Source organism: Polaribacter reichenbachii (assembly GCF_001975665.1).
GTDB classification, from domain to species: Bacteria; Bacteroidota; Bacteroidia; order Flavobacteriales; family Flavobacteriaceae; genus Polaribacter; species Polaribacter reichenbachii.
Genome location: NZ_CP019419.1, coordinates 3,967,004 through 3,984,504, shown reverse-complemented (window position 1 = coordinate 3,984,504; position 17,501 = coordinate 3,967,004). Strand labels below are relative to the sequence as shown.

The following is a 17,501-nucleotide window of genomic DNA, read 5'->3' as shown; positions in this document are numbered from 1 at the left end:
ACATCTAACATCTAACATCTAACATCTAACATCTAACTATATTTCTTCTTACGTAAATAATTAAAAACAAAACCGAATAAAACCAATAAAATTAAAGGTAAAACAACATTTAAAAACTGCCAAAAAGTACGTTCTTTAAATGCCTTTTGCTTATCTAACATTCTAATTTGTAAAGTTTTATTTCTTAGGTTGATTAACCCAGAATCATCCAATAAATAATCTACAGCATTTATTAAGAAATCTTTGTTTCCAAATTGTTGGTTTGTCCATTTGTCTGTAGATAAATCAGTGGGTTGTCCTTTTAAAAGTTGGTTTTTTCCAACATCACCATCAGCAATAACAATCATTTTATTATTGATTGCATTTGCTTTAAAAAGTTTGGTTTCAAAAGGTTTAACTCTGTTTTTATAAGCCGATTTAAAATCACCTTCTAATAAAACACCAAATAATTGATTTCCAGAAATGTAATCTTTTTCCTGAGGTTCATCAGCAATAGATTGTAACTCGATTATTGTTGGTGTTCCTACTTTTTGAGTTAAAGGAGAACTCATCAACAAAGGAATTTTTTTAATATTATTTTTTAAAGTATCTATCTGATTTGCAAACTGCAAACGAACAGGAGCTACATTTTTTGTAATAGAATGATTCGGATTTGCACTAACCAAAGGATGGTAAAACCAATCGAAATTTTGAAATTGTGGTTGATTGCCAACATTACCAGTCGCTAGCGGAATTTGAGCTGCATACAAATCTTTAATTATTGTAGTGTTTATTCGAATTCCGTAAGAAAATAATAAATCTGTTAAGTTTAAATCTCTTGGATAAGCCAACATCCTACCTCCATTAAATAAACTGTCTTGATTTGCTTGCACATTGTCTAACATCCACAAAGTTTTACCTCCATTTGTAATGTATTGATCTAAAACTAGCTTTTCTTTCTCTGTAAATTTTTGAGTTGGTTTTGCAATTATTGCCAAATCTAAAGAGCTTAAATCTTGTAAAGTTTGCTGCGGATTTGTAGCAACAGAATCTAAAGTGAATTTTGCCAATTTGTATTTCTTAGCAACTTCGCTTAAAAAACTATATTGATAAATGTCTTGCAATTCGCCATTTCCTGTAAGTACAGCAACGCTTTTTTGTTTTTTCTGATGGATGGAATTTATAGCTTCAGAAAAACTGTATTCTAAATTTTCTATCGCTTTTTGCAATTGTTCTTCTTGGCTAGCCACAATTCCTGTTGGTAATAAAGAAACGATTTCTGATTTTTCACCAAAAACAATTTCTGCCCAAGGAAAAATAATGGCTTCAGATAATTTACCATCTTCTTCTACCGTTAATTGGCTTGGCATCATTCCTCTTTTAATCAATTCTTCTCTTTGATCATCAGGATTTTCAAAATGGATTTTTATTTGACTGTTTTTTGCTGATAACTCTTCTAAATATTGACGCGTTTCAACTTGTAATCTTTTAAATTCTGATGGAAAATCCCCTTCTAAATAAACCGTTATAAAAAGTGGTTTTTTAACTTTTGATAAAATTAAATTTGTAGTTTCTGATAACGTATAGCGTTTATCTGAAGTTAAATCGAAACGTTGGTAAAAAGATTGATTTGCAATGTTTAAAACAATTAAACCAATGATGATGAAACTTATATTTTTGATTTTTTTATTCATTGTCTAAACGTGTTTTAGTGATGAATAAAAAGAAAAATGTAACACTTAAAAAGTAAATAAGATCTCTTGTGTCTATAACTCCCCTAGAAATACTTTTAAAATGTTCGTTGATACCTAATTGTTGAATGGTTAAACTACTGTTACCAAAAGAAGTTGCAATAGCATCAAATCCGTAGAACAAAAAAAACGTTATAAAAACACCTAAAATAAATGCAACAATCTGATTTTTAGATAAAGTTGATGTAAATAAACCTACTGATGTGTAAGTTGCAGCTAAAAATAACAAACCAATATAAGAACCAATGGTGCTACCAAAATCGATATTTCCTGTAGGATTTCCTAATTGAAAAACGGTATAAACATAAATAAAAGTGGGAATAATAGCAATGCAAACCAATAGGAGAGAAGCCCAAAATTTGCCCAGAATTATTTGCCAATCAGAAATGGGTTTTGTTTTCAAAAGCTCAATTGTACCTGTGTTAAATTCATCAGCAAAACTTTTCATTGTTAATGCAGGAATCAAAAATAAAAACACCCAAGGTGCTAAATAAAAAAACGGAGTTACATCTGCAAAACCAGCATTTAAAATGTTAAAATCGTCGTTAAATATAAATAGAAACAAACCATTTATGAGCAAGAAAACACCAATAACCAAATAGGCAATTGGGCTTGCGAAAAATGAGTTGAATTCTTTTTTTAGAATAGGATACATTTAGTTTATTTCTAATTTATAAATTCGATTAAAATCAAAAGTTTTACATTTTCTATTGGGCTGAAAAACAAAATCAAGTTTCTCTAACAACGCAATTGAAGCTAAATTATTTTTATGTGTAAAAGCTTCTATGGTTTTCAATTTCATTTTTGATTTTCCAAATCCTAAAACTGATTGCATTGCTTCTGTCATTAATCCCTTTTGTTGAAATTCTGGTTTTAATTTATAACCAATTTCAGCATAATTTTTAGGAATATCAATTTGATGTAAAACAATGCTGCCAATTACTTGAGTTTGATATGCTATCAACCAAAATATCCTTTTTTCTTTTTGATATAAATTGTTACAAACTTCAATAAAATCTTTAGCTTCCTCTAAATTTTTGACTCTTTTTGTGCCAACAAATTTATTTATTTCTTTAGAAGAACGTAATTCATAAACTGAATTTATATCCTTAAAAGTAGCTTCTCTTAAAAGTAATCTTTCAGTTTTAATTTCAGGAAAATTTTTAAAATCAAAATTCATTTTTAAATTTGCTTACTGCTTACTGCTTACTGCTTACTGCTTACTGCTTACTGCTTACTGCTTACTGCTTACTGCTTACTGCTTACTGCTTACTGCTTACTGCTTACTGCTTACTGCTTACTGCTTACTGAATACTAACTCTTTTATCTACACTCCAAGCTTCAGGTTTATCGTTAAAATAGCCTTTGGTTTGTTGCCAAGTTTGTTTAAAAAACTCAGAATTTCTATAATTTTCTAAATCACTTTCATTTTCCCAATAAGAGTATGTGAAAAATAGTTCAGGATTATTTTTATCTTGATATAATTCTAACAATTTACATCCTTCAGAATTTCTGATTACTGCTTTTTTTTCATCAAACATTTCTTGAAAATCAGCAATATATTTAGAGTGTAAACTCATTTTTACAATTCTAACAAACATAAATAATTAAGATAAAGACGAGTATTCTGGTTTAGTTTCTGTAAAAAAATCAATAATAATAGGATCTCTATATTCTAAACCTAACAACGTAGAAGCACCACCAACTGTTTTTAAATTGCTTCTATATATGGCAATTTCTAAAAAACCAGCAGAATTAAAAATGGCCAATTTACTACCATCGTATTGATAGCTGTCATGGGCACTATCACCAGTAATTTCATTGTATTTGGTAAAAATTTTAGTAAAAGAATAACGAGAAGCATTAATTTTAAAACCTCTTCCTTTACCAATATCATTAAACATTTTTTTGCTGATGTTGGTTATTAAATTTCCATAATTATCAATATATAAAACACCACCAATAATTTGATTTTGTGCTTGATTTACTTTTGGCTGAATTTCTACTAACTTTTTAAAATCGTAAATTTCTCTACCAATAACCGTTAAATTTCCACCTCTGGCAATAAAACAAGCAACTTTTACAAACACATCTAAAACAGGAAAACTACTTTCAATTCTATCATGAATATTAATTTCTACAATTTTTGTAGGGTTAATTTCTGATGCAATCATTGAGATTAATCCATTATCTGGACATACAAAAAAATGATCGTCTAAAGACATCGCAATATGCTTGTTATCTTTACTCAGCTCAGAATCTACACCAATAATATGTATAGTGCCTTTAGGAAAACTTTTGTAAGAATTTTTTAAAATATACGCAGTTTCTGTAATGTTAAATGGAGATATTTCGTGTGTAATATCTACAATTCTAGCATCTGCCAATTCTGTGTAAATAGCCCCTTTTACAGCACCTACAAAGTGATCTTTAGTTCCAAAATCGGTTGTTAAAGTAATTAAAGACATTAATATTTACTGTTAATTAATTGTGTAAAAGTTGTTAACTATTTTAAGCAAATCTAATCATTTTAGTAGTTTTAATTACTACTTTTAGTTGAAATAAAATTGTAACAAAATATAAAATATAATCATTTGAACGAACGCATTATAGAGTTAACGGAAATTAACCCAAAAGATTTCTTTGGTACACAGAATAGTACAATAGAGCAATTAAAAAGATACTTCCCGAAAATTAAAATTGTTGCTCGCGGATCAAAACTTAAAATTTATGGAGAAGCAGATATTTTAGATGAATTTGAAATACGATTAGAACGTTTAATTAAATATTTTAATCGCTACAACAAGTTAGACGAAAATAGTATTGAACGTATTTTAACATCTAATGGAAATGAAGAAAAAACTACTGCAGCAAGAAATGCAAAAGATATTTTGGTGCATGGTGTTAGTGGTAAATTGATAAAACCGCAAACCGAAAATCAGCGTAAAATGGTATCGTTAATGGAAAAAAATGATATGCTTTTTGCTGTTGGTCCTGCAGGTACAGGTAAAACTTATACAGCTGTTGCATTGGCTGTTAAAGCGTTAAAAGAAAAAGATGTTAGACGAATAATTTTAACAAGACCTGCTGTAGAATCTGGTGAGAATTTAGGTTTTTTACCTGGAGACTTAAAAGACAAATTAGACCCTTATATGCAACCTTTATATGATGCTTTGCGAGATATGATTCCGCATGAAAAATTAGAATCGCATTTAGAAAAGGGAGTTATTCAAATTGCACCTTTGGCATTTATGAGAGGTAGAACTTTAGATAGCGCATTTGTTATTTTAGATGAAGCACAGAATACTACTCATAATCAAATGAAAATGTTTTTAACAAGAATGGGTAAAAGTGCTAAGTTTATTATTACAGGAGATCCAGGACAAATAGATTTACCAAGAAAACAAGTTTCTGGTTTAAAAGAATCTCTTTTAGCCTTAAAAAATATTGAAGGTATAGGACAAGTTTTTCTTGATGATAAAGATGTGGTTAGACACAGATTGGTTAAGAAAATTATTACAGCGTATAAAAGTATTGAAACTGAATGATTAAGATAGAAAAAGAAAAATTAGGACTCCAAGATTATTTTTATATTGGTTATTTATACCTCATAATTTTAGGTATTGTAAGCGATGCTATTTTTTATGGAATTTTTGGAGTTTCTTATTTAAACTATACTACTATTTTAGATGCGCTAATATCACCTATAAGTTTATTAACCAATAACTGGAAAATATCACTCTTTTTAGGTTTTATGTTTTGGTTGATGTATTTGTATTTTACCAAATGGATGTTTAGTTTTTACGCTTTTTTAAGAAAGAAAAAATGGTACAGAAAACTATATGATATAGAAAAATGGGATAAAAAGTACGAGTTACTAAAAGAGAAGAAAAATATAATTCCTGGTATGATGATTATTTTCTTTTTACTATTTATTTCTATGCGAACAGGAATGGGAATAGGAATGAAACATAAATATAATAATAAAGAAATTATACCTAATTACACCCTAATTTTTAAAGACAATTCGAGATTAGATGTGCGTAAAGTTGGGCAAAACTCTGCTTATTTCTTCTATTTTATTCCAGGTGAAAAGGTAATTACAGCAACACCTATTACCGATAATTTAAAACAAATTAAAGTTTTAAAAAAGAAAAAAGAATAGAAAAAAGAAAAATCAGATACATCATAAAGCAAAAAAAATCCCGATTATTAATCGGGATTTTTACTTTTAAGGACCTTAAGTTTTTATAATTTAATGAAACGCTTAACTCCGTTGTTAATTGTTTTAATAATATAAATACCAGCATTGAATTCAGAAACATTTAGAGCTTCTTTATTTTCGAATCTTTTTATTTCTTGTCCGTTTGTATTGTAAATAACTCCAGATATTGTTTTATTAAACTTTAAATCTTTGTTTAAAACAGGATTTGGATAAATTTTAAAATTATTATCAGCAACTTCTTCACTAATACTTAAAGCATCGTCATCAATTTCTAAAATACCCATAGAACCACTAACTTCATAACCAACTAATAATAAGTTTTTACCATTTGGGCTCTCTGAAGCAGCAATAAATTTAATGATTTCTGGAGCAACATCGTTAGAAGTAACATTTCCTTTATAATAAGTAATAAATTCTACATCTTTAGGATCTGTAATGTCGTACATTAAAATTGAGCTTTGTCTTTCTAAACCAATAAAAGCAAAAGTTCTCCCTTCAATAGTTCCAATTGCTATAGCTTCTGGCTCACTACCTTTATCATCAGATCTACCATCAAGTTCTTCTTCATCTTGATTGAATAATGATGCTTCTTCTTCAGCAATTTTTAGTCCAAATTCATTAGCGCTATCGAAAACTAAATTTCCATATTCATCAAAAATTGAAAAAGATCTTGCTCCATAAGAATAAATTTGTTCGTATTCACCATCATTATTATAATCGCCATTTGCAGTGGTAGTTTTTAATCGACCAAGATTTTCATCTTCTTGTAAAGTTGCTGCATCTGGATAATAAGTTGTATTTAAAGTTAAATCTTTTACTCTTTCTTCTTCTGAATATCCATCATAATCTCTAGAGTCGCCTTCGTTTGCAGTAACTATGTAGTTTAAACCATTTACGTTGTATGAGCTAATTGCGTCTGGCATAAACATCCCTAATGTTGGGTGTTGTGTAATGTTTATTTTATCATCTTTATTAGAGGCGTCAAAACCATAATCATTTGCAAAAGAAATAATTCCTAACACACTATTATCAGTAACACCTGCACCAGCTAAACCAAAGTCGTTGTCATTTAAAACAGCAATTTCGTTATTTGGTAATAAAGCAATTCCTTCTGCTTTGTCAGAACCTTGGTAGCCAACTGTTGGTAAATTAACTACTTTGTTTTTGTGAACAGGAATTATGGATTGAGCTGCAATTTCATCCGCAGTTAATTCTTCTAATTCTTTACCTGTAAACGTTGTATTTAGAATATTGGTAGCATAATTAATATCGATTTCAAAAACATATTTTTTTCCATGTGCTATCGTTGGTCCTTCAGAATCTCTTTCTATAACTAAAAATTTACCATTTTCTGTAAACACAGCATCTCCGATTTTATCTACTCTAGAAGAAGAATAACCTGCATCTTTATTTCTTTCTAATAAATATACATATTCGCTTACAGGATTTCCGTTATTTGCATCAACACCTAAAATTCTAATCACATCAGAATTGTCTTTTGTTCCACTTGATGGATTGTATAGAGGAGATTGAATAAAAGCATAAATAATATGGTTGTCTTTATCATAAGCAATTGCTTCAAAACCTCTATTTGCTCTTCTTTTATTATAAACCTCTGGTAAAGTTTCAGCACCATAAGTACCTGCAGGCATATTTGTTGTGCCTAATAAAGAAGCACCTTCAGATACAAAACGTTCTATTAATTTACCTGTATTATCAAATTTATAAATGGCTGGTCTGTATTCATCACACATCCAAAAGTTACCATCTTTATCAATTAAAATACCTTCAAAATCACCTCCATATTCATCAAAAGGTAAAGCGTGATATTCTTCTGTTCCTTTTGTGTAGTCTACATTTGTGTAAGCTGTATTTACATCAGTATACGTTACAGGAACTTCGTCATAACCAGGTATGTTACCTTTACCAGTAATTGGAGTTGTACCATCTTTTCTGGTTAACATTATTTGATCATCTAAAGTAACAGTTCCGTTTGTTTTGTTTAAAGTGAATTTTGCAATTCTACCTTGATAATTAGGCAATTTAAAAGGTCTTAAGTTTTTTGTTGGAGCAGGACTAACATCTGCAATACTTACAGGACTATCATTTGGCCCTCTATCTGGAATTGCATAAAAAACGTAATCTGTGTCTGTAGAATTCACATCATCGAAATACAAACCAGAAAAACCACCTAAATTAACAACTGGTTGTCCACCATCGTAAGCAGGAGCTCCTAATGCTGGCCAATTTGCTACTAATTCGTTTAATGTATAACTAGTTACAGATGGTGTACCTAACATATGGTTTTTGTAACCTAAAGGTAAAATATCTAGAATCGTATTATTTGTTAAATCTAAAACGACTAAAGCATTTGCTTCTTGGCAGTTTACATAAGCCTTTGTACCATCTTCTATAACAGTAATAAATTCTGGTTCTAAATCTTGAGAAACAGTGGCAGATCCGTTATTTCCAAAAATTCGAATCCCTTTATTTTTTAAAGATTCTTTTTTATCATCATAACTATTAAAGTTGATGGAAGTTACAGTAGCATTTGCAGCACCACTACTTACATCAATTACAGAAATAGAACCTTCAGGATCTACTGTGTAATCGTCATTTGGTTCACCTTCGTTTGCAACTAAAATTTTAGAGCCATCAGGTGTAAAAGTTAACATGTCTGGTAAAGAACCTACAGTAACTTCGTTAATATAAGTACCTGATAAATCAAAAAATACAACTTTACCAGGATTTTGTTTAGTGTTTGCTTCAACAGCTACAGCAATAATATTACTATGAATTGCAATTGAATTTGGTCCACCACCATAAGCAGATAAATCTACAGTTGTAAATAAGGTTGGTGTTGCTGGTGTGCTAATATCTACAAAGGTTAAATTATTGTTTTCTGAACTTGTAAACACAGCACGTTTGTTGGTAACATCATAAGCTACAGTTTCTGCTACACCTTCTGTATTTGTTTGGTAACTAGATACGTGTTTTAGCTCATTTTGAGCAGTTAGTAATGTAATAGAAAAGACTAGCATTAAGCTAGTTAACAAAGTAGTTTTCTTCATTTTAATATTCGTTTAAATTAGTGAGTCCAAGAAACTAATTAAAATGAGATATAACATTAATCAAAAGTTATGGCATTGTAAAAAATATTTTTAATTTGATTTAAATTAGGCGCTCTAAATTATGGTATTGTTAATTTATAATTAAATAATATTATTCTAAAAAAAAGTATTAGGGTCTGTTTTATATTACAAAACACTTATTTTTGTTGCAGTTTTTAATTTTTATATAGAATGAACACCATAAACGAAACCAATTTTAAGTTTCCAACACAAAAATCTGTTTACAAAGGTAAAGTAAGAGAAGTTTATAATATAAATGATGAACTTTTAGTTATGATTGCTTCTGATAGGCTTTCTGCTTTCGATGTAATTTTACCACGTCAAATTCCGTTTAAAGGACAAATTTTGAATCAGATTGCAACCAAAATGATGAATGATACTGCAGATATTGTTCCTAATTGGTTAATTGCAAATCCAGATGAAAATGTGGCTATTGGTCATTTATGCGAACCTTTTAAAGTAGAAATGGTAATTAGAGGTTATCTTTCTGGCCATGCAGCTCGCGAATATAAATTGGGTAAAAGACAATTGTGTGGTGTAGCAATGGCAGAAGGGTTAAAAGAAAATGACAAGTTTCCAGAACCAATTATAACACCATCTACCAAAGCAGATAATGGCGAACATGATGAAGACATTTCTAGAGAAGACATTTTAGCAAAAGGTATTGTTTCTGAAGAAGATTACATCATTTTAGAAAATTATACAAGAGCTTTGTTTAAAAGAGGTACAGAAATCGCTGCAAAAAGAGGCTTAATTTTAGTAGATACTAAATACGAATTTGGTAAAACAAAAGAGGGTAAAATTGTTTTGATTGATGAAATTCATACACCAGATTCTTCTCGTTATTTTTATGCTGACGGTTATCAAGAAAGACAAAATAACAACGAAGCTCAAAAACAATTATCGAAAGAATTTGTACGTCAGTGGTTGATAGAAAATGGTTTTCAAGGTAAAGAAAATCAGCAAATACCAGAAATGTCTGATGAAAAAATCATCGAAATTTCTAACAGATATATAGAGTTATACGAACAAATTACTGGAGAAACTTTTGTTAAAGCTTCAACAGAAAATGTGTTGGATAGAATTGAGCAAAATGTCAATGCTTTTCTAGAAAATTAAAACTAAATATTAAATTATACCTTTTTTCCTCTTTTGGGAAATGTCTGAAAGACAAAGGCGATAAAATATACAACAAATGATTATAGAACCAAGAACAAGAGGATTTATCTGTTTAACATCACATCCAACAGGTTGTGAACAAAACGTGATCAATCAAATAGAATATGTTAAATCGAAAGGTAAAATAGAAGGAGCAAAAAAAGTTTTAGTTTTAGGAGCATCAACAGGTTTTGGATTAGCCTCTAGAATTACAAGTGCATTTGGTTCAGATGCAGCAACAATAGGTGTTTTTTTCGATAAACCAGCAACAGAAGGTAGACCAGGTTCTCCTGGTTATTACAACACTGCAGCGTTTGAGAAACACGCTCATAAAGCAGGTTTGTATGCAAAAAGTATAAACGGAGATGCTTTTTCTAATGAGATAAAAGAGCAAGTTGTAAACCTAATTAAAGAAGATTTAGGTCAGGTAGATTTGGTAATTTACAGTTTGGCATCACCCGTAAGAAAACATCCAAATACAGGAAAAAGATTTAAATCTGTTTTAAAACCTATTGGTGAAGTTTTTACGAATAAAACAGTCGATTTTCATACAGGTAATGTATCAGAAATATCAATAAATCCTGCTGAAGGCGATGATATTGCAAATACAGTTACAGTAATGGGTGGTGAAGATTGGAAAATGTGGATGGATGCTTTACAAGCAGAAAACCTACTTTCTGAAGGTGCCACAACTGTTGCCTATTCTTATATTGGCCCAGAAGTTACAAAACCAGTGTACAGAAATGGAACAATTGGTGCTGCAAAAGACGATTTAGAGAAAACAGCTTTTGAAATTACTGATGATTTAAAATCAATAAATGGTAATGCTTATGTTTCTGTAAATAAAGCTTTGGTAACTCAAGCTAGTTCTGCAATTCCTGTAATTCCTTTATACATTTCATTATTATTTAAAGTGATGAAAGAAAAAGGAATTCACGAGGGTTGTATTGAGCAAATAGAGCGTTTGTATAGTGAGCGTTTATTTGGTGGTGATTTGGCTTTAGATGATAAAGGTAGAATTAGAATTGATGATTGGGAAATGCGCGAAGATGTACAAGCAGAAATTGCTGAACTTTGGAAAAAAGCAACTACCGAAAATTTATCAGAATTAGGAGATTTAGAAGGTTACAGCAACGAGTTTTTTAATCTATTTGGCTTTAAAGTAGCTGGTGTAGATTATGATGCAGATGTAAATGAAATGGTTTCAATACCTAGTGAGCAATAAAAACAGTATCCTGCAAGGTTTTCAAAACCTTGTAGGGATTCATTTTTTTATCATAAACTTATTTTTATAAGTTATAAAAACGATAATTGAAAGCAGTAACTATTAAACAACTTAAAGACGAATTATCTCATAAATCTGCAGATGAGTTAAAAGAGTTGTGCTTGCATTTATCAAGATTTAAAAAAGAAAATAAGGAGTTGTTAACCTATTTGTTATTTGAATCTCATAACGAAGAAGGTTACATTCAATCGATTAAAGATCAAATGGATGAGCAATTTTCTGATATAAATACCAAGAGTTATTTTTACATCAGAAAAAGTGTCCGTAAAATTTTATCGCTTACCAAAAAGTTTATCAGATATTCTAAAAAGAAAGAAACAGAAACTGAATTGCTTTTGTATTTCTGCAAGAAATTAAAAGAAATGAAGCCTTCAATAAATAGAAGTCAGCGTTTACAAAATGTTTTTGATGCTCAGGTTAGAATGATAAACAAAGCAATTGAAAAATTACACGAAGATTTACAATACGATTATCAATTGGAATTAGATGAATTGTTAGAAAGATGAGAAAAGAAAGACTAATTTTATCGGATTTAGTAAATGCAAATACTACAGAAACAGAGGCTTTTCAAAACTCAGTTTTAAGACCAATTATTAAAATGCAACACACTTTGTTAATTGCATTTTTTAAAAGTTATTTAATTAAGCGAAAAATTGATTTTTCTGTACTATCAGAACAAAAGAAAAGAGCAAAAATAAAATCGGTTTTAGAAAAGGATTTACAATTTAAAAATCAAATTTTAGGCGCAATTTTAGGTCATTTTTCTTTGGATGAATATGAGGTTTATCAAAACAATTCATCAGAATTTAATAGAAGAATCAAACAAATTATTACAAAGAGATTACAGGATTCTATTGCTGAAATTAAATAAAAAAACCGCTACAATTTAGTAACGGTTTTCTATATATTTCTTTAAAATTACTTCTTTTCAGAAAGCAATTTCTTTTGATATCTACCTTGCACCACATCAACAATTATTAAAACTGCTAAAACAAAATAGAAAGTTGTTTTACTCATAGGTACAATTTCGTTGCCAAAAAGTTTTAAATGTGCTAAATGTCCACCTTCAGTAACCAACATTATTCCTACAATAAATAGAATAAACAAACCAAGTACTTCGTACATCCTGTTTTTAGATAAAAATGTAGAAATTTTATCGGCCATAATTAACATTAGCAAACCACTAATTACAATTGCAATAGCCATAACAATAAATGCGGTTGTAGGGTTTTCAATTTCGCTAGTTAAACCAATTGCTGCCAAAATAGAATCGAAAGAAAAAACCAAGTTCATAATTACAATACTAGTAACTACTGTATTTGCAGATTTAGATTTCTTTTCTGTAGCCATTTCATCAACGTCTAAACCTTTGGTAGAAATCATATGCCAAATTTCTTTAATGGCTGTGTAGATTATAAAACCACCACCTAAAAGCACAATAATACTATGACCATTAAATGCAAAATGGATAATATCGTCAATTCCACCTGATAAAAAAGAAAAAGGTTCTTGAAAAAAGTCGATAATGGAAACTAGTACAAATAACAAGACAATTCTAAGAACAATGGCAATTAAAATTCCTGTTTTACGAACTTTTTTTTGATCTGCTTCTGGTGCTTTTTTAGATTCTAAAGAGATGTAAAGTAAATTGTCGAATCCTAAAACGGCTTGTAAAAGCACTAACATTAATAAGGTAAAAATAATTCCTAACATTTTTTATTTTGTTTGATGAGGTTCAAATATATTTTTATTGATTTAATTATACAATGGAAACGAATTTTATTTATCAAAAAAGATATTTCCATAAAATTTTAAGACTTACAAAAGCAATTAAAATGGCAGTTGCTTTTTTTAATTGAATAGGTGTAAATAATTTGTTACTTATTCTGCTACCAATTTGTCCGCCAATAAAAACGGTTACTAATAATATTGAGGTTAAATTCCAATCAATAATAAAATCAGGATTAGAATATTGCCCCAACAAACCAGCTATTGAATTTACAAGGATAAAAAGACTAGCAGTTGCTGCAATTTTTTTAGGAGTATCCCAATTGGTTAAATGCAAAAGTGGCGCTAAAAAAATTCCTCCTCCAATACCAACCATTCCTGAAATGAAACCTATAATTCCACCAAAACTTAAGCTTTTTAACCTAGTTGAATTTTCTTTTTTTTCATCTGAAGAAATTATACGTTTGGAAAGCCACATAGAAATGGCAGCAAATAATAATGTTATTCCTAAAAGTATAAAAAAGAACTGCTGACTTATTTTTAAATAGCCACCCAAATATGCAAAAGGTATACTCATTAAAACCAAAGGAAGTATTTTTTTTAAGTCGATTTTTTTCTGTTGATAAAATAAAAGTACGTTACCAGAAACCACAACAATATTACAAAGTAAAGCTGTTGCTCTAATTTGTGTAAAAACAACACTTGTTAAAGCTAATATTGCTAAATAACTAGAGCCGCCTCCAAAACCTACTGAAGAATATAAAATTGCAACAGTAAAAAATAGTAGCATAATGTGCCAGTATTGATTGAAAAGATCTAAAATCAAGAGAATATTTAAAATTGTTATATAAAATTTAAAAATAGGTAAATAAATTTGATAAAAAACATAATTAACTCGATTCCATAAGTAATGGATTATATTGTTTTTAAAATAAAATAGTAATGATATATTAGGTTTTTGGTAGTAATTATTTTTAGGTGTTTTAGACTTGCAGCAGATTTTTTTCTTTCAATCGCATTAGGTTGGTTTATAAAAATAAATATTGAGAAATAACACTATTGTATTTACGTTGTTAGGAGTTTTAGTGATACTTTTTTAATGATAAAACTATTAACTCAATTTCTTTATAGTAATTAATGGTAACTAACTTTACAGTATCAATAAATATATTAAAATTAATTTTTAATCTTTCAAAAGAAGTTCGGGTAATAAATATCAGAAAACCAAGTTGAGAAGTGATTTAAATTAATCAGAAATTTTTGTGTTATTTTATTTGACTTCAATAATGTGTGAGGTAGAAACTAATTTACCTTGTTTTGTAACACCTTTTATAGATATTTCATAAGTTCCTAAAATATCTGAAGTAAAAAACATAATTTCGAGTTGACTTTTATTTAAAAGAATATCTGGTTTCCAAAATAATTGATGTCTAAAATCAGGGATTTTATCATTCTTAATAGAGTCGTAATTAGGAAATAAATAGTTTTTATTTGGTAAAGCTCTAGACAAAGTTTTAATATTTGAGTATTTAAGATTATTGTTATCAATAAAATGATTATTAAAAGTTTCCATTAATACAATACCACTAACAATCTCTGTTCCTATTAAATATTTGTCTTTTAACAAACTAATACTTTTAATATTTTTACTAGGATAATCGATAATATCATTATGATTTTGTATTAAAATTCCATCTATAAAAACCCATGGTATATAATCGTAACTTAAACTATTTCTATTATTTTTACGTCTTAATTTAAAAATATGTTCTTTACTATTTATTTTTCTTATAGTTAAGTCTTTAACAACTTCTAGTAAAGTTTCTTTAAGGGTTTTAAATCTGGTGTAATCATCTAAGTTGTAAGAATCATCTGCGTTTTTATAAAAAACGTTAGAAATTTTCGAATTTGAATTAGTGGTTTTTACGATATTAAATGAGTTGTTTATTTGATTATACACACTTCTTTCTATAATTTTTTTCTCCAGTTTAGGGTTTAGAATATATTTTTCGAATGCTAGTTCTTTTTTAATTACATTGTTATTAGGTAAAATTACAATATCAAAATTATCATTATTTTCATTTAAGATTTGAAAATTAATATTATTATCAATGTTGTTTTTTAAGCTAAAGTTAAATTCTCCATTTACATTAGTGGTTGATACGTTAAAATAGGATGCATTATTATATGTAGAAATAAGAATTTTTTTATTTTTAATATCTTCACTTTCATCTTTTCTAATGATTTTACCAAAAAACAGTTCGCCTCTTATTTCAGGATAATATAATGGTTTGGTTAAATTTTCTGATGTATTCGCTTTTTGTATCTTACTAATTATAAAATCTTTCGTTTTGCTATTAGAAATTGAATCAACTTTTTTTACAGATAAAGAATAGGATCCAAAAGAATTATTTTCTACTAAAGCTTTAATGCGCAATTTAACTTTTTCTCTACTGTTAAATGTTTTTTTATTAGTTTGTAAATCAATTATTTTACTCTTGATAGTTATATTATTTTTAAGTTCATTTTTTGGGGCAATAAGTAAACTATCATTGTTCTGGCTAATTGTTAATCCTTTTTGATTTTGAGTATATGGGTTAATTATTGTAATGTTTGATTCAAAAAAAGCTTTTGAAACATTATTGTTTTTCATCCAATTTGTGTAAGCAATAAGTTTATAATTTCCAGATTTAAGTTTTGTGTTAACTAGGTAATCATCAAAACCAACTCCATTTTCTAGTTTCACTTTAACTGAATAAACCGTTTGCATTTCTTCATTTACAATATCTAAATAAGCAACTTTACTAAGATTACTTAATTTATTATTATTTGCATTTAAGCAATAAATTTTAAAATAAATGTATTCACCAGTTAAGTACAAACTAGAGTTATAATGAATAAAAATAGATTCTTTATGTATATTATTAAAACTTCTTGTTTGATTTTTAGTATTTAATTGACTAAATGAAAATTGAAATACAAAAAAAGAACAAATAAAAAGAGTGATATTTTTTTTCATAAATTTTATAAGTTTAATCTTCCCAAAAATCTGGACGTATATTAGTCCCAAAATAATTACAATCTCCACATTCAGGATATGTAACCCAGTAATGTGAAACAGGATTAAAATCTTGTTCAATAATAAATTTTACTGAGCCTTGTTTAACTAAGGTCCAAAGTGAATTACTGAATAAGCCTTCACTTTCAGTTTGCCCCACATCTAAAAGAGAGATATAAGGGCACTGTGAGAGTTTATTAGGTCTTATTTCACCAAGATAGAAATCATAATAATCAAAATATATCCGTTTAGAATATACTTTTGAAACATCAAAAAAACCAATTACTTTATTCTTAGGTTCATTTACATCAAATATATTTCCTAAAACAAAACCAGGTTGATTTTCTGAAAACACATTATCTTGACCATCAGAATATTTTTGCAATACTTCGTAATAACTATAAGCTTCTCTAGATAAAACATATTGGTTAACTAACATACTATATCTATATGCAATTCTAGAATTCTTTCTACTTATTGATGTAATAATAAAAGGATCAATAACATCTTGGTGCGTATTAGAAGTGTTTCTGAGTGTTAAACCATTTAATCTTTCTGTTTTAAAGCAAATTTGTTCTTCTCTGGTCTTTAATTCTAAACGTAAACTATCAACAACTGTTGGCTCTGCAACTAACTCATAAGGAGACCATAAAGGAGCAACTATTTTATAAGTGCCTTCAAATTCATATCTATAATATTTAGAGCTAGAAGTAGGGTCGTTACTTTTAGTATAAAAAGTTACACCACTATCATCTCCATCAAAATATTGATCAAAATAAACTTCGTTTTCTAAATTAGAATCTGGAAGATTATAATTTTGTGTTGAGTATTCTTCTCCATCATTAGTCTTAATATATAATTTGTATCCTATACCTGTTGTTGCTCCAAATTCTATATTAGAAGTATAAATACCTTTTTCACCTTCAGAAAACTTATATTCTGTTCCTAGGTCATCTATAATTTTAACAGTTGCACTTTCTTCGGGTATAGCTATATTAAACAATGCATTTACAGGATAGGTTCTACTTAGAGTAATTTCATGATTTTTAACTTCATTAGTTAATACTGCTTCAATTACTAATAAATCTTCAAATTTTTCTGAAGTTATTTCAAACTCTTCGACACAACTATTAAATGTTAGAGCTATTAGAAAAAAGATGGTATAATATTTATTTTTAAATTTCAT

At 28.4% G+C, this 17,501-nt stretch carries 16 protein-coding genes; 6 read left to right on the top strand and 10 right to left on the bottom strand.

Going from position 1 to position 17,501, the window contains the following annotated elements:
- Nucleotides 1–32: 32 nt before the first annotated feature.
- The 5 genes from gldG to BW723_RS16995 all read right to left on the bottom strand — a co-directional run bounded on the left by gldG (nt 33) and on the right by BW723_RS16995 (nt 4,198).
- Nucleotides 33–1,673: a gliding motility-associated ABC transporter substrate-binding protein GldG gene (gldG, locus tag BW723_RS17020; protein WP_068359238.1), complete on the bottom strand. Its 1,641-nt coding sequence runs from the start codon at nt 1,671–1,673 to the stop codon at nt 33–35.
- On the bottom strand, nt 1,666–2,385 hold the full coding sequence (gldF, locus tag BW723_RS17015; RefSeq protein ID WP_068359233.1) for a gliding motility-associated ABC transporter permease subunit GldF: 720 nt from the start codon (nt 2,383–2,385) through the stop codon (nt 1,666–1,668). The genes gldG and gldF overlap by 8 nt, the downstream gene beginning before the upstream one ends.
- The gene (locus BW723_RS17010; RefSeq protein WP_068359230.1) at nt 2,386–2,910 is read right to left on the bottom strand and encodes a GNAT family N-acetyltransferase; all 525 of its coding nucleotides are present in this window, start codon (nt 2,908–2,910) and stop codon (nt 2,386–2,388) included.
- A gap of 124 nt (nt 2,911–3,034) precedes the next feature.
- Nucleotides 3,035–3,331, bottom strand: a complete 297-nt coding sequence (locus BW723_RS17000) for a putative quinol monooxygenase (RefSeq protein ID WP_076686440.1) — start codon at nt 3,329–3,331, stop codon at nt 3,035–3,037.
- Nucleotides 3,332–3,337: 6 nt separating this feature from the next.
- Nucleotides 3,338–4,198: an SAM hydrolase/SAM-dependent halogenase family protein gene (locus BW723_RS16995; RefSeq protein WP_068357429.1), complete on the bottom strand. Its 861-nt coding sequence runs from the start codon at nt 4,196–4,198 to the stop codon at nt 3,338–3,340.
- A gap of 126 nt (nt 4,199–4,324) precedes the next feature.
- On the opposite strand from BW723_RS16995, the gene BW723_RS16990 reads away from it, so the two are divergent.
- Nucleotides 4,325–5,278 carry a PhoH family protein gene (locus tag BW723_RS16990; protein ID WP_068357434.1) on the top strand — a complete coding sequence of 318 codons (954 nt, stop codon included), beginning with the start codon at nt 4,325–4,327 and terminating at the stop codon, nt 5,276–5,278.
- Nucleotides 5,275–5,895, top strand: coding sequence for a hypothetical protein (locus BW723_RS16985; protein WP_068357436.1), 621 nt, complete (start codon nt 5,275–5,277; stop codon nt 5,893–5,895). Before BW723_RS16990 ends, BW723_RS16985 begins: the two co-directional genes overlap by 4 nt.
- A gap of 83 nt (nt 5,896–5,978) precedes the next feature.
- Here BW723_RS16985 and BW723_RS16980 read toward each other — a convergent pair whose 3' ends face one another.
- The gene (locus tag BW723_RS16980; protein WP_083139589.1) at nt 5,979–9,026 is read right to left on the bottom strand and encodes a choice-of-anchor I domain-containing protein; all 3,048 of its coding nucleotides are present in this window, start codon (nt 9,024–9,026) and stop codon (nt 5,979–5,981) included.
- A 231-nt stretch (nt 9,027–9,257) separates the two neighbouring features.
- Between BW723_RS16980 and BW723_RS16975 the strand changes: the two genes are divergently transcribed.
- The 4 genes from BW723_RS16975 (at nt 9,258) to BW723_RS16960 (ending at nt 12,400) form a co-directional block, all read left to right on the top strand.
- Nucleotides 9,258–10,205 (top strand): phosphoribosylaminoimidazolesuccinocarboxamide synthase, encoded by a 948-nt coding sequence (locus tag BW723_RS16975; protein WP_068357443.1) that lies wholly within the window; start codon nt 9,258–9,260, stop codon nt 10,203–10,205.
- A gap of 76 nt (nt 10,206–10,281) precedes the next feature.
- On the top strand, nt 10,282–11,469 hold the full coding sequence (gene fabV / locus BW723_RS16970; protein ID WP_068357445.1) for an enoyl-ACP reductase FabV: 1,188 nt from the start codon (nt 10,282–10,284) through the stop codon (nt 11,467–11,469).
- Between the two features lie 86 nt (nt 11,470–11,555).
- Nucleotides 11,556–12,035, top strand: coding sequence for a hypothetical protein (locus BW723_RS16965; protein ID WP_068357448.1), 480 nt, complete (start codon nt 11,556–11,558; stop codon nt 12,033–12,035).
- Entirely contained in the window at nt 12,032–12,400 is a 369-nt protein-coding gene (locus tag BW723_RS16960) for a glyoxalase (protein WP_068357452.1), read from the top strand. Before BW723_RS16965 ends, BW723_RS16960 begins: the two co-directional genes overlap by 4 nt.
- Before the next feature lie 47 nt (nt 12,401–12,447).
- Here BW723_RS16960 and BW723_RS16955 read toward each other — a convergent pair whose 3' ends face one another.
- From BW723_RS16955 to BW723_RS16940, 4 genes are all read right to left on the bottom strand, one after another.
- Nucleotides 12,448–13,242 (bottom strand): TerC family protein, encoded by a 795-nt coding sequence (locus BW723_RS16955; protein ID WP_068357458.1) that lies wholly within the window; start codon nt 13,240–13,242, stop codon nt 12,448–12,450.
- 73 nt (nt 13,243–13,315) lie between these two features.
- On the bottom strand, nt 13,316–14,047 hold the full coding sequence (locus tag BW723_RS16950) for a sulfite exporter TauE/SafE family protein (RefSeq protein WP_068357461.1): 732 nt from the start codon (nt 14,045–14,047) through the stop codon (nt 13,316–13,318).
- Between the two features lie 480 nt (nt 14,048–14,527).
- Nucleotides 14,528–16,276: a hypothetical protein gene (locus BW723_RS16945; RefSeq protein WP_068357463.1), complete on the bottom strand. Its 1,749-nt coding sequence runs from the start codon at nt 16,274–16,276 to the stop codon at nt 14,528–14,530.
- A gap of 13 nt (nt 16,277–16,289) precedes the next feature.
- Nucleotides 16,290–17,501, bottom strand: a complete 1,212-nt coding sequence (locus tag BW723_RS16940) for a DUF4249 domain-containing protein (protein WP_068357468.1) — start codon at nt 17,499–17,501, stop codon at nt 16,290–16,292.

Bases quoted from the DNA above. Each gene is read 5' to 3' on its own strand.
- gldF (WP_068359233.1), bottom strand. From the start codon at position 2,385: ATGTATCCTATTCTAAAAAAAGAATTCAACTCATTTTTCGCAAGCCCA.
- BW723_RS16950 (WP_068357461.1), bottom strand. From the start codon at position 14,047: ATGCTACTATTTTTTACTGTTGCAATTTTATATTCTTCAGTAGGTTTT.
- BW723_RS16955 (WP_068357458.1), bottom strand. From the start codon at position 13,242: ATGTTAGGAATTATTTTTACCTTATTAATGTTAGTGCTTTTACAAGCC.
- BW723_RS16980 (WP_083139589.1), bottom strand. From the start codon at position 9,026: ATGAAGAAAACTACTTTGTTAACTAGCTTAATGCTAGTCTTTTCTATT.
- gldG (WP_068359238.1), bottom strand. From the start codon at position 1,673: ATGAATAAAAAAATCAAAAATATAAGTTTCATCATCATTGGTTTAATT.
- BW723_RS16960 (WP_068357452.1), top strand. From the start codon at position 12,032: ATGAGAAAAGAAAGACTAATTTTATCGGATTTAGTAAATGCAAATACT.
- fabV (WP_068357445.1), top strand. From the start codon at position 10,282: ATGATTATAGAACCAAGAACAAGAGGATTTATCTGTTTAACATCACAT.
- BW723_RS17010 (WP_068359230.1), bottom strand. From the start codon at position 2,910: ATGAATTTTGATTTTAAAAATTTTCCTGAAATTAAAACTGAAAGATTA.
- BW723_RS16985 (WP_068357436.1), top strand. From the start codon at position 5,275: ATGATTAAGATAGAAAAAGAAAAATTAGGACTCCAAGATTATTTTTAT.
- BW723_RS16945 (WP_068357463.1), bottom strand. From the start codon at position 16,276: ATGAAAAAAAATATCACTCTTTTTATTTGTTCTTTTTTTGTATTTCAA.
- BW723_RS16975 (WP_068357443.1), top strand. From the start codon at position 9,258: ATGAACACCATAAACGAAACCAATTTTAAGTTTCCAACACAAAAATCT.
- BW723_RS16995 (WP_068357429.1), bottom strand. From the start codon at position 4,198: ATGTCTTTAATTACTTTAACAACCGATTTTGGAACTAAAGATCACTTT.
- BW723_RS16940 (WP_068357468.1), bottom strand. From the start codon at position 17,501: ATGAAATTTAAAAATAAATATTATACCATCTTTTTTCTAATAGCTCTA.
- BW723_RS17000 (WP_076686440.1), bottom strand. From the start codon at position 3,331: ATGTTTGTTAGAATTGTAAAAATGAGTTTACACTCTAAATATATTGCT.